At 64.3% G+C, this 15,123-nt stretch carries 8 protein-coding genes; 1 reads left to right on the forward strand and 7 read right to left on the reverse strand.

Annotation, left to right across the window (positions count from 1 at the left end; genetic code table 11):
* Nucleotides 1–3: 3 nt before the first annotated feature.
* The 6 genes from B2X67_RS18080 to nirB all read right to left on the reverse strand — a co-directional run bounded on the left by B2X67_RS18080 (nucleotide 4) and on the right by nirB (nucleotide 9,756).
* Nucleotides 4–1,725 carry a restriction endonuclease subunit S gene (locus tag B2X67_RS18080; protein WP_286786356.1) on the reverse strand — a complete coding sequence of 574 codons (1,722 nt, stop codon included), beginning with the start codon at nucleotides 1,723–1,725 and terminating at the stop codon, nucleotides 4–6.
* Entirely contained in the window at nucleotides 1,722–2,693 is a 972-nt protein-coding gene (gene rhuM / locus B2X67_RS18085) for a RhuM family protein (RefSeq protein WP_286786357.1), read from the reverse strand. The genes B2X67_RS18080 and rhuM overlap by 4 nt, the downstream gene beginning before the upstream one ends.
* A gap of 19 nt (nucleotides 2,694–2,712) precedes the next feature.
* Entirely contained in the window at nucleotides 2,713–4,179 is a 1,467-nt protein-coding gene (locus B2X67_RS18090; RefSeq protein WP_286786358.1) for a type I restriction-modification system subunit M, read from the reverse strand.
* A 101-nt stretch (nucleotides 4,180–4,280) separates the two neighbouring features.
* Nucleotides 4,281–6,647 carry an EcoAI/FtnUII family type I restriction enzme subunit R gene (gene hsdR / locus B2X67_RS18095; protein WP_286786359.1) on the reverse strand — a complete coding sequence of 789 codons (2,367 nt, stop codon included), beginning with the start codon at nucleotides 6,645–6,647 and terminating at the stop codon, nucleotides 4,281–4,283.
* A gap of 176 nt (nucleotides 6,648–6,823) precedes the next feature.
* Nucleotides 6,824–7,198: a nitrite reductase small subunit NirD gene (gene nirD, locus B2X67_RS18100; RefSeq protein WP_282338542.1), complete on the reverse strand. Its 375-nt coding sequence runs from the start codon at nucleotides 7,196–7,198 to the stop codon at nucleotides 6,824–6,826.
* Nucleotides 7,198–9,756, reverse strand: coding sequence for a nitrite reductase large subunit NirB (gene nirB / locus B2X67_RS18105; protein ID WP_286786360.1), 2,559 nt, complete (start codon nucleotides 9,754–9,756; stop codon nucleotides 7,198–7,200). Before nirB ends, nirD begins: the two co-directional genes overlap by 1 nt.
* Before the next feature lie 594 nt (nucleotides 9,757–10,350).
* Between nirB and B2X67_RS18110 the strand changes: the two genes are divergently transcribed.
* Nucleotides 10,351–14,400 carry a bifunctional nitrate reductase/sulfite reductase flavoprotein subunit alpha gene (locus B2X67_RS18110; RefSeq protein WP_286786361.1) on the forward strand — a complete coding sequence of 1,350 codons (4,050 nt, stop codon included), beginning with the start codon at nucleotides 10,351–10,353 and terminating at the stop codon, nucleotides 14,398–14,400.
* On the opposite strand, the gene lpxH is transcribed toward B2X67_RS18110, so the two are convergent.
* Nucleotides 14,401–15,123 carry a UDP-2,3-diacylglucosamine diphosphatase gene (gene lpxH, locus B2X67_RS18115; RefSeq protein ID WP_282338539.1) on the reverse strand — a complete coding sequence of 241 codons (723 nt, stop codon included), beginning with the start codon at nucleotides 15,121–15,123 and terminating at the stop codon, nucleotides 14,401–14,403.

The raw sequence follows: 15,123 nt of genomic DNA on the forward strand, positions 1-15,123 counted from the left end.
TGGTTAGGCCACGGCCTGCTCGACCAAGGCACAGGCCAGTTGCTCGTGCACCTGGCGGGCCTGGTTAAGGCGGGCTTTGAGTTGGTCGCACAGGGCCATCAGTTGATCGACTTTGGCGACGATGCGGTGTTGTTCCGGGAGAGGAGGCACGGCAATTGGCAAGCTAAGGATCTGCTCACGCGAAACGTTCTTCATGGAGCTGCTAGTGCCTCCTGCTACCCGGGCATAGTACTGGCGAGCATGTGTGGCACTGTTTACTAAGTTTAAATAATGGGCATCACAAAGTTTTGTCAGCCTCAGTCGTACGATCTTGTCACTTAGCATCAAACGGCTCGGTGTCGAATCCACCACGACACTACGTGCTACGAGCTCCGCAGTGTTGGCGCGGGAAACTAGGAAATCGCCTTCTGCAACCTCATGCTCGGGTCGGGCTTCCAAACTCACTGGAAGCGCCTTGTTTTCCTCGGGGCGGTAAACACCCCATGAGACGGCACTGACTTTCAGAACCCCCCAGTCGTTTCTTTCCCTTGGCCTCGGTTCGCAACTAGGACTCCAACCAGCACCACTTTCAATCACCTGCTCACCCAAGCGGCTCCACTCCCACCCCGGTGCTAGCTCAAACAGCTTCTCTTCCTCAGTGATCTCTGCAAGCTGCTTCTGCTTTCTGATTTTGCCTTCTGCAATCAAAGTCGCCTTTTCCTCGGCAATCCGCCTCAGTAACTCACTGGCCGGCTCATCGCTCGGATCTTGCGGCACCAGTTTGCCCATCACCGCCAGTTGCAGCAGGGTTTGCTTGAGGGCGTAGATGCTGGATTCGGTGGTGAACAGGGTGTGGAAGTACTCGGCCAGGCGCTGCCAGCTTTGTGCAAAGTCCTCGGCATCGCAGGCCTGGGTCAGGCTGCCCAGCAGTGACTGCACCAGTTGGGCGTGGGCGCTGTCGGCATCGGCCTGCCGGGTTTCTAACTGGTCGCACAGGGCCATCAGCTCATCGACTTTTGCAACGATGCGGTGTTGCTCGGCGAGAGGGGGTACTGGAAATGGGTTTGCCTCGACAAAGTCTTTTGGCAATCGTTTCTGACCTGCTGTACCTGTCATCTTGGTTTCGCCAACAAGCAAGAACTGCGGCGATTTCAAATAGGCCAGTACATAGCGAGGATCAAGAGTTCCGCTAACAGGACGAACAATATGCAGCTCGGTCGTGCCCGCGCCCAAGCCATTCAAGAGGTTAGAAAATACGCATGCTTTGCTGTTTTCAAAGCATGGTGTGATCTTCGCCACTCCAATATCGCCTTCGGCAAAATGCGTGAAGCCTTGTTTTACCTCACCCCAGAGGCGAGGTTCTTGCTCATGCTGATCATCGAAGCGAGTGCCAATAAAAGTCATAGGCACAAACGAGACTTCAAGTGAGTCTGCTGCAGCATTACGGGGATTAACAATTGCTACTTGCGCTAAAGAGCTCCAGTCCCAGCCTGCTGGCAATTCAAACGGCATTGCTGCCTCGTTAACTTCTGCCAGCGGCTTCTGCTTCTTGATCCGCCCTTCTGCCACCAACCGCGCCTTTTCCTCGGCAATCCGCTTTAGCAACTCACTGGCCGGCTCATCATTCGGATCCTGTGGCACCAGCTTGCCGCGCACCGCCAGTTCCAGAATCAGCTCACGCAGTTTTTTGATGCCATTGGGCGCGCCGGCCAGCAGTGGCAGGTTATCGGTAAGCAAAGCGGTCATGGGCGGGGTTCCGGGGCGAGCATATTCATGATCAGGCGAATCAGGGTGTCTTTCTGTGCCGGGGCGGACTCGGCGACCAACAGGGTGAGGGCGGCCAGGCCGGTGTCGTTGATCAGCGGGTTGCCCTGGGCATCGAGCAGGCGGCCGTTGCGGTGCAGGAAGTCGACGAACAGGTAGGCGCCGCTGCGTTTGTTGCCGTCGGCGAAGGGGTGGTTCTTGACCACGAAATACAGCAGGTGCGCGGCGCGGCTTTCCAGGCTGGGGTAGGCCGGTTCGCCGAATACGCTCTGCTGCAGGTTGCCGAGCAGCGCGGCCAGGCCATCGCCGCGTTCGCGGGCGAACAGGTCGCTGGCTTCGCCTCGGGCCATCAACTGGGCTTTCAGGCTCTGCAGGTGCTGGCGCGCGCGAGCCAGGCTGGGCAATTCGCCGCCGGGGCTGCCGGCGGGTTCGCTGAGCAGGCCTTCGTCATAACGCTGCAGCCAGAGAAAGGTCTGGGTGTAGCGGCTGACGATTTCCACCAGCCCACGGCCACCCTCGCTATCCAGCTCGGGCGCGCGTGCCGTCTTGCGCACCAGCTCCAGTGCCGCTTCCAGCTCGCGGGCGTTGGCCTCGAAACGTTCGCGGTTGAGGCTGTAGCCTTGGGTCAGGTGTTGCTTGAGTACCTGATTGGCCCATTGCCTGAAGCGTGTGCCCTCGCGCGATTTGACCCGGTAGCCCAGCGAGATGATCACGTCGAGGTTGTAAAAGGCCACAGGCTTGTCGGAACCGGCAATGTGCAGATTTTGCACATTGCTTTCACGCTCCAGCTCCCCCTCGGCGAAAACGTTGCGAATATGCCGTCCGATCACCGTACGGTCACGACCAAACAGCTCGGCCAGTTGTTCCTGTTTCAGCCAGACACTGTCGTGCTCGACGGTGACGGCAATCTGGCCGTTGGCGCTTTCATAGATCGCAATTTCGCTGTTCATGCTCGTGCCCCCCAGGAGCTCACTGGCGTTCCAGCGCTTCGGCCAGCACGGCCTTGAGCTGGTCACGCAGCTCGCCGATCTCACCTTGCAGGGCGGCATAGTTACGCAGCAGCTCATCCGGGTCGTGGCTGATCTGCTCACCGACGTGCGGGTTCTTGCAGTCCAGGTTCCAGTTGCGCGCCTTGATCTCGTCCAGGCTGACCTTCCAGGCGAATTCGTTCTCCACTCGCGCGGCAAAGCCGTCGGCCTCGCTGCCCCACCAGGCTTCCTCGATGGCGAATTCTTCGATGCGCATGGGGCGGGTCTTGGAGTAGTTCTTTACCCCGGCCGGGTACGGGTGCTCGTAGAACCACACCTCTTTGGTCGGCGTGCCCTTGGTGAAGAACAGCAGGTTGGTCTTGATCCCGGTGTAGGGGTTGAACACGCCATTGGGCAGGCGAACGATGCTATGCAGGTTGCATTCGGTGAGCAGCTTTTCCTTGATGCGGCTCTTGATGCCTTCGCCGAACAGAAAGCCATCCGGCAGCACCACGGCGGCGCGGCCGCCGTCCTTGAGCAGGTGCATGATCAACACCAGAAACAGGTCGGCGGTTTCACGGGTGCGGAAGGCGGCGGGGAAGTTGCTTTCGATGCCGTCTTCTTCCATGCCGCCGAACGGCGGGTTGGCGACGATGCAGTCGACGCGCTCGCCTGGTCCCCAACTGATCAAGGAGCGCTTCAGGGTGTTGTCGTGCTTGATCTGGCTGGGCACCTCGATGCCATGCAGGATCATATTGGTGGTGGCCAGCAGGTGCGGCAGCGGCTTTTTCTCCACACCGAAGATGCTCGCCTGGAGTACGTGCTCGTCCTCGGCGGTGTTCACGTAACGGCTGCGCTTGTGGTCGATGGTGCAAGTGAGGAAGCCGCCGGTACCACAGGCCGGGTCCATGACCTTCTCGTGCAGCTTGGGGTCGACCATGCGCACCATGAATTCGGTGACCGGGCGCGGGGTGTAGAACTCGCCGGCGTTGCCGGCGTTCTGCAGATCGCGCAGCAGTTGCTCGTAAAGGTTGCCGAACTCGTGTCGCTCCCGCGCCTTGTTGAAGTCCACGCCCTCCTGAATCTTGTTGATCACCTGGCGGATGAGCTGGCCGGACTTCATGTAGTTGTAGGCATCCTCGAATACGCCGCGCACCACGTAGGCGGCTGGCGTGGTGCTGTATTCGTGGAGGTTCTGCAGTTGCGGGAACAGGTTGTTGTCGATGAACTGCTTGAGCTCCTCACCGGTGATGCCTTCCGGGTTGGCGGCCCAGGTACGCCAGCGGCAGCTCTCGGGGATTGGCGAGCGGTAGTTATCGTCCATCAGCTCCCATTCCAGCTCGCGGTCATCGAAGATCTTGAGGAACAGCATCCACACGAGCTGGCCGATGCGCTGAGCATCGCCGTCGACGCCGACGTCCTTGCGCATGATGTCCTGGATGGATTTGATGGTTGAGCTGATGGACATGACGATTTCTCGGGAGGTGCTGCAAAAGCGGGGGATTGTAATGAGATTGGGCGTTGCTGGGTTACGCCGCTGCGCGGCTAACCCAGCCTACAAGGGTATGGCTAGCCTGCGTAAAGCTCGGCTTCCAGCTCGTGCAGAGCCTTGTCGTAACCGGCACGGTCACCAAACGCCCCGACCAGCTCCATGGGTGCGCCGATCTGGCTGAACGGCGCGAGGCGAAGAATGCGGATGTCCTCGATATGCTCGATGCCGGTATCGGCGTACTTGTCGAGCAGGGCCTCCAGCACCTGGCGGGCGGCGCCGGAGTATCTGGCGAAGTAGTTGCGCTTCTTCACCTGCTCGGCGCGCTCCTTGCGGGTCAGCGGAGGCTGGTCGAAGGCGACGTGGCAGATCAGGTCGAAGGGGTCGAGGGCCTGGCCGCGCTTGGCCTCGACTTCTTCGGCCAGCGCTTCCCACATCACGCCCTGGGCGGCGAGTTCGTCGATGATGGCCTTCTTCTGTTCGGCACTGCTCCACAGGCGCAGGAAGTCATCGAGCGAGGCGAACTGTTTCTGCACGCAGGTGCGGGTGTAGTCGCGCAGCGATTCGGTGATCAGCTTGCCGTCCGGCCCGTAGTACTGCACGCGTTCGGCGAGGACGTAGATCGGCACGCCGTCGATCACGTACTTGATGCGCTTCTTGGCCTCTTCGCCGCCGTCGGCTTCGTTTTCTTCGGGCAGCCAGTCGCCACCGTCGACGATGCCGTCTTCTTCATCCAGTGGGCTGTCCGGCGGAACGGGGGACGCATCCCCTTCAGGGCTGTAGATCACCACGGGCTCGCCGTCGAAGGCCGGGTCGGCGAACAGTTCGGTGGCTTTCTTGAAGTCCATGATGGTGAACCAGTACTTGCCGTAATCCTCGTTGATACGCGTGCCACGGCCGATGATCTGCTTGAACTCGGTCATGGACTTGATGTGCTGGTCGAGCACGATCAGCTTGCAGGTCTGGGCGTCCACCCCGGTGGTCAGCAGCTTGCTGGTGGTGGCGATGACCGGGTAGCGCAGTTCGGGGTCGATGAAGTTGTACAGCTCGGCCTTGCCCTCCTGGTCATCGCCGGTGATGCGCATGACGTACTTGCGGTTCTCGGCGATGCGCTCGGGATTGAGGTTGACCAGAGCCTGGCGCATGCGCTCGGCGTGGTCGATGTCGTCGCAGAAGATGATGGTCTTCTGGTACGGGTCGGTGGCCTTGAGGAACTCGCTGACCTTCGCCGCCACCGTCCAGGTGCGCGCTTCGATGACCAGTTGGCGATCCATGTCCTTGAGGTCGTAGATGCGGTCTTCGATCAGTTCGCCGTTCTTGTCGCGCATGCCCTTGGGCGGGCGCCAGCCTTGCAGATCCTTGTCGAAGTCGATGCGCACCACCTTGTAAGGGGCGAGAAAGCCATCTTCGATGCCTTGTTTGAGGCTGTAGCTGTACACCGGCTCGCCGAAGTAGGTGCTGCTGGAAACCTCTTTGGTTTCCTTGGGTGTGGCAGTCAGGCCGATATGGGTGGCGCTGGAAAAGTAGTCGAGGATCTCGCGCCAGGCCGAGTCCGCGGCGGCGCTGCCGCGATGGCATTCGTCGATGATGATGAGGTCGAAGAAGTCGCGGGAAAACTGCTTGTAGATGTTCTTGTCTTCTTCGGCGCCGGTGACGGCCTGGTACAGCGACAGGTATATCTCGTAGGACTTGTCGATCTGCCGCTTGGCGATCTTGGTCATCGCCGGGCCGAAGGGTTTGAAGTCCTTGGTCTTGGTCTGGTCGACCAGGATGTTGCGGTCGGCAAGGAACAGAATGCGTTTCTTCTGCCCGGACTTCCACAGACGCCAGATGATCTGGAAGGCGGTGTAGGTCTTTCCCGTGCCGGTTGCCATCACCAGCAGGATGCGATCCTGCCCACGTGCCACCGCTTCGACGGTACGGTTGATGGCGTTCATCTGGTAATAGCGCGGCGTGTGCCCGGAACCGTCGTCGTAGTACGGTGCCTCGACTTTCTGCCTGGCCGGGGCATCCAGGCCCTTCCACTGGCAATAGCGCTGCCAGAGCTCGTCGGGGCTGGGGAACTGGTCCAGGCTCAGCGCGGTTTCCACCTGGCTGCCGGTGCCGCTGCGGTCATGGAAGAGAAAGCCATCGCCGTTGCTGGAAAATACGAAGGGCACGTCCAGCGCTTCGGCATAGCCAAGCGCCTGCTGCATGCCGGCGCCCAGCGAATGCTTGTTGTCCTTGGCCTCGATCACGGCGATGGGCAGGTTGGGGCGGTGATAGAGGATGTAGTCGGCACGTCGGGACTCGCCTCGGCTGTGCAGCTTGCCCCGTACGATGATCCGGCCCTTGGTGAAGCCGACCTCTTCACGCACTTGTTTGTGCATATCCCAGCCGGCCTGCTGAATGGCTGGCGATATGTATTTGCTGCAGATGTCTCGTTCGGAGAGCGACTTCTTATCCATGCTTCCTGCTTCCCTGTGGCGCGCCCGCGACTTTACCAGACAATTGCCGGGTTAATGGGCACGCCGCCGGGAGGCAAGCTCAAGGGCAAAAAGCGGTCGCACCGCGGGCCGGCTTTTTGCGTGGATAGCGCAGGAGGGTAGCGCCGTGCCAGGTCGGGCTACGGATGCCGTCATCCTCACTCCCCGTCGAACACCTCCACCTTGCCGTCGCGCAAGCGCACCGGCCAGGCGCGCAGGCGTTGGTCTGGATACTCCACGCAACTGCCGTCTTCCAGGCGGAAGTGCTGCTTGTACAGCGGCGAGGCGATGACCAGTTCGCCACCGAGCTGGCCGACGATGCCGCGGCCAATCACGTTGGCGGAGGATTTCGGGTCGCGGTTGTCGAGGGCATAGAGCGGCCGGTCGGCCTGCTGCGGCAGGTAGAACAGCGCGATCTGCCGACCCTCGAGCAGCACCACCACGCCGGACTCGGCGACCAGGTCGCGCTCGCCGCAGACCTCCCGCCAGTGGTTGCCGCCCATCGCCGCGGGCGTTTCTCTCGAAGTGTTCATCAGACGTTCTCCACGGTCAGGGGAATCAGTTCGGGTTCGTTGGCGCCTGCCGGGCGGCGCTGGCCGCGCTCCTTGACGAAGCGGATGTCGGGGTCGCCGCCGCGGTCGTTGACGAAGGTGCGGAAGCGCTTGAGCTTGTCGGGGTCGGCGAGGGCGTTCGCCCATTCGCATTCGTAACGGTCCACCACCAGTTGCATCTGCGCCTCCAGTTCGCCGGCCAGGCTCAGGCTGTCGTCGATGACCACGGCCTTGAGGTAGTCGAGGCCGCCCTCAAGCGATTCGCGCCAGACCGAGGTGCGCTGCAGCTTGTCGGCGGTGCGGATGTAGAACATCAGCAGGCGGTCGATGGTGCGGATCAGGGTTTCGTCGTCGAGGTCGGTGGCGAACAACTCGGCATGTCGCGGACGCATGCCGCCGTTGCCGCAGACGTAGAGGTTCCAGCCGTGTTCGGTGGCGATCACGCCGATGTCCTTGCTCTGCGCCTCGGCGCACTCGCGGGTGCAACCGGACACCGCGAACTTGAGCTTGTGCGGCGAACGCAGCCCCTTGTAGCGGTGCTCGATGCGCAGCGCCATCTTCACGCTGTCCTGCACGCCGTAGCGGCACCAGGTGCTGCCGACGCAGGACTTCACTGTGCGCGTGGATTTGCCGTAGGCGTGGCCGGTCTCGAAGCCGGCGGCGATCAGTTCGCCCCAGATGTCCGGCAGTTCATGCAGCTGCGCGCCGAACAGGTCGATACGCTGGCCGCCGGTGATCTTGGTGTAGAGGTCGTATTTCTTCGCCACCGCGCCGATGGCGATCAGCCCGTCCGGGGTGATCTCGCCGCCCGGAATGCGCGGCACCACCGAATAGGTGCCGTTCTTCTGCATGTTGGCCATGAAGGTGTCGTTGGTGTCCTGCAACGGCACGAGAGAAGGCTCCATGATCGGCCGATTCCAGCAAGAGGCGAGGATCGAGCCCACCACCGGCTTGCAGATGTCGCAGCCGACTTCGCCCTTACCGTGGCGGGCGAGCAGCGTGTCGAAATTCTCGATGCCCTCCACGCGGACGATGCCGTAGAGCTCCTGGCGGGTGAAGGCGAAGTGCTCGCAGAGGCTCTTGTCGACGGTTACGCCGCGGGTGCTCAGTTCGTGCTCGAAGACCTGCTTGAGCAGGGCGCTGCAGCCGCCGCAACCGGTGCCGGCCTTGGTCGCGGCCTTGAGTTCGGCGAGGTCGGTGATGCCGTCATCTACCTGGCAGCACACCGCGCCCTTGCTGACGTTGTGGCAGGAGCAAATAGTCGCTGTCGCGGGGAGCGCGTCGACGCCCAGTGCCGGCGCGGACTCGCCGCGCGGCAGGATCAGGCTGGCCGGGTCGGCGGGCAGGGCGATGCCGTTCTGCGCGTATTGCAGAAGGGTGTCGTAGTAGCTGTTGTCGCCGACCAGCACCGCACCGAGTACCTGCTTGCCGTCGGCGGAAACCACCAGGCGGCGGTAGCTGGCGGTGGTTTCGTCGATGTAGCGGTAGCTGCGCGAGCCGGCGCTGGCGCCGTGGGCGTCGCCAATGGAGCCGACGTCCACGCCGAGCAGCTTGAGCTTGGTCGACATGTCGGCACCGAGGAAGGGCTCGCACGGCTGCCCGCAGAGTTCGGCGGCGGCCTTGCGCGCCATCCGGTAGCCCGGCGCGACCAGGCCGAAGACGCTGCCGTTCCAGGCGGCGCATTCGCCGATGGCGTAGATATCGGCGTCGCTGCTGCGGCAGTGCTCGTCGACGGCGATGCCGCCGCGCGGTCCGAGTTCCAGTCCGCACTGGCGGGCGAGGGCGTCCTGCGGGCGGATACCGGCGGAGAACACGATCAGATCGGTTTCTAGGAACTCGCCCTCTGCGAAGTTCATCCGGTAGCGGTACTGCTCGCCGGCGGTGATCGACTGGGTAGCGCGCGACAGGTGCACGCCGACGCCCAGCGCCTCGATGCGCGCCTTCAGCGCCGCGCCGCCATGCTCGTCCAGCTGCACCGGCATCAGGCGCGGGGCGAACTCCACGACATGAGCTTCCAGGTCGAGGGATTTCAGCGCGTTGGCCGCTTCCAGGCCGAGCAGGCCACCGCCAACCACCACGCCACGGCGCGCCTGGCTGGCGGCGGCACGAATGCTGTCCAGATCGTCGAGGGTGCGGTAGACCAGGCGCGAATTGCCCTCGGCGCCCTCGATGGGCGGCACGAACGGGTAGGAGCCGGTAGCCAGCACCAGCTTGTCGTAGGGGAAGCAGGCGTTGGCGGTGATTACTTCGCGGCGCTGGCGGTCGATCTCCAGCACCGGCGTTCCCAGATGCAGCGTCAGGCCCGGCTGCTGGTAGAACTCCGCGTCGCTCATGGCCAGCGACTCGGCATCGCGACCGCCGAAGTATTCGGACAGGTGCACGCGGTCGTAGGCGCGCTGGCCTTCCTCGCCGAACACATGGATGCGATAGCGTTGCAGGGCACCCATGGCGACCAGTTGCTCGACGCAGTGGTGGCCGACCATGCCGTTGCCGATGACGATCAGCGTTTGCACAGGATTGAAGGAGGTGGCTGAGTTCATGGGTTACCCCGACCGATACGGTTTTCTGGAGGCAAAAAAAAGCGCCCGGGACCTTTCGGTCCGCGGGCGCCTTTGCCTGTTCTTCACATGAATTGTGGTGCCGTTCGCCAGGCTGCCTGGCGGAGCGTTGCGGTCTTCGACGGCACGCTGCGGCGAATGCACCGATGCAGCGGCCATGCCAGAACGGCGTTCGAGGCCGTGTTCCGTGCCACGAAAAAACCTCCAGGCCAGGAACGGCACGCCCTTGCGTCCGCTCGAGCGGCGCGGCCAGCGACCTTCCGATGCGACGAGCCCGGTTGGTGAATCTGCCCCAATGACGGGCCGCGCCGTCGACCGTGCCTCGTTGTGGGGCCGCGGCGCGGTGCGCAGCGCGATCGCCGAAGTACCTGCCGGCGGGCGCCGAACTCAATGAAACCGCCGTCTGCGAGCGCATCGTCGACCCGATGGCAAACCTGGCGTGTGCCTTGCACCGTCCTCGCTGCGCGTGATCAAAAACGATTGCGCACCCTTACGACAAAGGCGCCGTGCCGCTCCCGTTGAAAACGGAAGAGCGATACGGCGCCTTTTTTTGTTTCTGTGATTCGAGGTCCGGGTATGGCGAGCAACACGGTCAGGAGTGTGTGTCCTTATTGCGGCGTGGGCTGCGGCATCCTCATGGAGGTGGAGGACAACCGCGTACTCAAGGTCAGCGGCGACAGGCAGCATCCGAGCAACTTCGGCCGTCTGTGCACCAAGGGCACCACCTGCGCGCAGCCGATCACCGCGTCCGGCCGCCTGCAGCATGCCTACCTGCGCAGCGAGCGCCCGCAGCAGCCGGCGCAGGTTGGCCTGGAGGAGGCCATCCAGGCAGCCGCGTCGCGCCTGCGCGGCATTCTCGATAGCCATGGCCCCAACGCGCTGGCGCTGTATGTCTCCGGGCAGATGTCGCTGGAGGCGCAGTACCTGGCCAACAAGCTGGCCAAGGGCTTCTGGCGGACCAACAACATCGAGTCCAACTCGCGGCTGTGCATGGCCAGCGCCGGCAGCGGCTACAAGCTGTCGCTGGGTTCGGACGCGCCGCCCGGTTCCTACGAGGACTTCGAGCATGCCGACCTGTTCTTCGTCATCGGCGCGAACATGGCGGACTGTCATCCGATCCTGTTCCTGCGCCTGCTCGACCGGCGCAAGGCCGGGGCCCGGCTGATCGTCGTCGATCCGCGGCGCAGCGCCACGGCGGACAAGGCCGACCTGTTCCTGCAGATCCGTCCCGGCACCGATCTGGCGTTGCTCAATGGCCTGCTGCACCTGCTGTGGAAGAACGGCCACTGCGATGAAGCCTTCATCGCGGCGTTCACGGAAGGCTGGGAGGCGCTGCCGGCGTTTCTCGAACACTACACGCCGGCGCACGTCGCCACGCTGACAGGGCTGGCCGAGGCGGACATCCGCCAGGCGGCGCAGTGGATCGGCGAAGCCGGCGAATGGATGAGCCTGTGGACCATGGGCCTGAATCAGAGCACCCACGGCACCTGGCACACCAATGCACTGTGCAACCTGCACCTGGCCACCGGCGCCCTCTGCCGGCCAGGCAGCGGGCCGTTTTCCCTCACCGGGCAACCCAACGCCATGGGTGGACGGGAGATGGGCTACATGGGGCCCGGCCTGCCGGGACAACGCTCGGTGCTGATCGAGGAAGACCGCGCGTTCGTCGAGAACGCCTGGGGCGTGCCGCGCGGCACCCTGCGCGGCGAGACCGGTGGGGGAACCGTGGCGCTGTTCGAGGACATGCGCGCTGGCAAGGTGAAGGCCTGCTGGATCATCTGCACCAATCCGGTGGCCAGCGTCGCCAACCGCGAGACGGTGATCGCGGGCCTGCAGGCCGCCGAGTTGGTGATCGCCCAAGACGCCTTTCTCGACAGCGAAACCAACCGCTACGCCGACATCCTTCTGCCCGGCGCGCTCTGGGCCGAGGCCGACGGCGTGATGATCAACTCCGAGCGCACCCTCAGCCTGGCGCCACGGGCCGTCGAGCCCCCTGGCGAGGCCATCGCCGACTGGCAGTTGATCGCCCGCGTGGCATGCGCCATGGGCTACGCCGAGGCGTTCAGCTACGCCTCCGCCAGTGAGGTGTTCGAGGAGATCAGGCGCTTCCACAATCCCGCGACCGGCTACGACATTCGCGGCGTCAGCCACGCCAGCCTGGGCCAGGCGCCGCAGCAATGGCCGTGCTCGCCGGAAGGCGGGCATGAGCGCCATCCGCGGCGCTACCTGAACGACGGCATCAGCCAGCGCCTGCACCGGCGCGAGGACGGCAGCCTGCCCCGGCTGGCGTTTGCCACGCCGAGCGGCAAGGCGCGGTTCTTCGCAAGGCCGTACATGAGCCCCGCGGAAATGCCCGACGACGATTTTCCCATCGTGCTCAACACCGGGCGCGTGCAGCACCAGTGGCACACGCTGACCAAGACCGGCAAGGTCGCCACCTTGAACAAGCTCAACCCCGGCCCTTTCGTGGAAATCCACCCCGAGGACGCCGGGCGGCTGGGCGTGGCTGAGGGGGATCGCTTGCAGATCCGTTCTCGGCGCGGTGCGGCGGTGCTGCCGGTGGTGGTCAGCGAGCGCGTGCTGCCCGGCAACTGCTTCGCGCCGTTCCATTGGAACGACGCGCAGGGCGAGGGGCTGGCAATCAATGCCGTGACCAGCAGCGCCGTCGACCCGATTTCCTTGCAGCCCGAATTCAAGTTCAGCGCCGTGGCGCTGAGCAAGGTCGAGCTGATCGAACACCGATTTCTCGACACCCCGACGCCGCAGAGCGAGGTGACGGCGCCGGTGGAAGCCTTCGCCGCGCGGCTCGGCGACGCCAGCTACGCGCCGCCGGTGCTCACTGAAAGCGAGCGGATTTACCTGTCAGGCTTCATCAGCGGCCTGCGCTCCGCCGAGGGTGTCGGCGTGCCGAGCCTGCCGGCCCAGGCGCCGTTGGCGGTCGATACTCGCCTGTGGCTGGACGGCATGCTCGCTGGCCTGTTCAGCCGCCATTCGCCGGCTCCCGCCAGGCAGGCTCCGGCGCTGCCGCAGGTCACGCTGCTCTGGGCCTCGCAGACCGGCAACGCGGAAGCACTGGCCGAACGCTTTGCCGCCCGCCTGGGCGAGGCCGGGCTGGGCGTGGCGTCGCACTGCATGAGTGACTTCCCGGCCCAGCGACTGGCGGAAACCAGCACGGTGCTGATGCTCAGCAGCACCTTCGGCGACGGCGATGCCCCGGACAACGGGCAGCGCTTCTGGGAAGGCCTGTGCGCCGCATCGGCGAGCCTGGAAAACCTGCGGTATGCGGTGCTGGCGCTGGGCGACTCCAGCTACGAACGGTTCTGTCAACACGGCAGGAACCTCGACCGCCGCCTGGCCGAACTCGGCGCCACGCCGCTGCGCGCCTGCCTGGCCTGCGACAGCGATTTCGATGAGCCCGCCGGCGCCTGGCTGGAAGAACTGCTGCCCATGCTTCACGGCGGCGCGGCGGCGGTGCCTTCGGCTGGCGGCGCCTTCGTTGTCGCCCGGGCCGAACCGACAGAGGTGGTCAGCAAGGAGCGCCCGCTGGGTGCCGAGTTGCTGGTCAACCTGAAGCTCAACGGCGAAGGCTCCGGCAAGGAAACCCGCCTGTTCGCGCTCGGTCTGGGCGAGTCGGGGCTGAGTTACCAGGCCGGCGATGCGCTCGGCGTATGGCCGAAGAACTGCCCGGCGCTGGTCGAGGAAGTGCTTTCCCTGGCTAAGCTGGACGGCGAGCAACTCGTGAATGTCGCGCGGGTCGGCGATTTACCGCTGCGCGAGGCGTTGAGCAGTCATTTCGAGATCGCCAGGCCGAGCCAGGAAGCCCTGGCGCTGATCGCCGAGCGCAGCCACAGCGACGAACTGAAGGCGCTGCTGGGCGATCGCCGGGCCGATCTGGGCGGCTGGCTATGGAACCGGCAACTGGCCGACGTGCTGCAGGCGTTTCCCGCCCGCTACGCCGCCGAGGAGTTGCTCGGCAGCCTGAAACGGCTACAGCCGCGGCTGTATTCGATCGCCTCCAGCCCCAAGGCGCACCCCGGCGAAGTCCACTTGACCGTGTCGACCGTGCGCTACGGCAAGCGCAAGGGCGTGGCGTCGACCTTCCTCGCCGACCGCGCGCAGGGCGGCGAAGTCCCGGTGTTCGTGCAGCGCTCGAAGCATTTCCGGCCGCCGGCCGATGGCGATGCGCCGATGGTGATGATCGGTCCCGGCACCGGCGTAGCGCCGTTCCGCGCCTTTCTCCAGGAGCGGCGGATGCGCGGTGATAAGGGGCGCAACTGGCTGTTCTTCGGTGAACAGCACGAGGCATCGGACTTCTACTACCGCGACGAACTGCAGGAGATGCAGCGCGATGGCCTGCTCACGCGCCTGAGCCTGGCGTTTTCCCGTGACCAGGCGCGGAAGCTCTACGTGCAGGAACGCATCCGCGAGAACGGCGCGGAGCTGTGGCGCTGGCTGGAGGAGGGCGCCAGCCTGTACCTGTGTGGCGATGCCAGCCGCATGGCCAGGGATGTCGACGCCGCCCTGCGCGAGGTCGTCCGCGATCACGGCGGGTTGGACGAAGAGCGTGCCGCGGCATTCATCCGAGGCCTGGCGGAACAGCAGCGCTACCTGCGCGACGTCTACTGATCAGCCGAGCGGGAAGGCGTCGAGGCGATAGCCTTCGGCGTCGATCTGCAGCGCCCAGCCCTGGGCATCCCAGTCGCCGAGCACGATGCGTTCGGCCGGCTGGCCGTCGACCTGCAGTGGATGCCGTGAGGGGCGATGGGTGTGGCCGTGGATCAGCCGCTGCACGCCATGTTCGTGCATCAGCCGGAGCACCTCATCCGGGGTGACGTCGACGATGTCCGCGGCTTTCTGCCGGGTCTGCATGCGGCTTTCCTTGCGCAGCTTGCGACCGAGCCTGTGCCGGGTGGCCAGCGTCAGATTGCGCAGAATGAGCAGCACCAGCGGGTTGCGCAGCCAGCGGCGCAGGCGCATGTAGGCGACGTCGCGGGTGCACAGGCTGTCGCCGTGCATCAGCAGCACGCGCTCGCCCTGCAGCTCGACCACGCTCGGGTCGGCGAGCAACGTGCAGCCGGCTTCGCGACAGAAGGCCTTGCCGATCATGAAGTCGCGATTGCCGTGCATCAGGTAGATATGCGTGCCGCCGTCGCTCAGCTGGCGCAGGGCTCCGGCAATCCGGTGCTGGAAGGGGGTCATGGCGTCGTCGCCGATCCAGGCCTCGAAGAAGTCGCCGAGGATGTACAGCGCATCGGCGTGTGCGGCGCGATCCTGCAGGAAAAACAGAAACGCCCGGGTGATGTCCGGGCGTTGTTCTTCGAGGTGCAGATCGGAGATCAGCAGGATCAA

Origin of the sequence: Pseudomonas sp. UBA3153, from assembly GCF_002364635.1 — a bacterium.
GTDB lineage: Bacteria > Pseudomonadota > Gammaproteobacteria > Pseudomonadales > Pseudomonadaceae > Pseudomonas_O > Pseudomonas_O kuykendallii.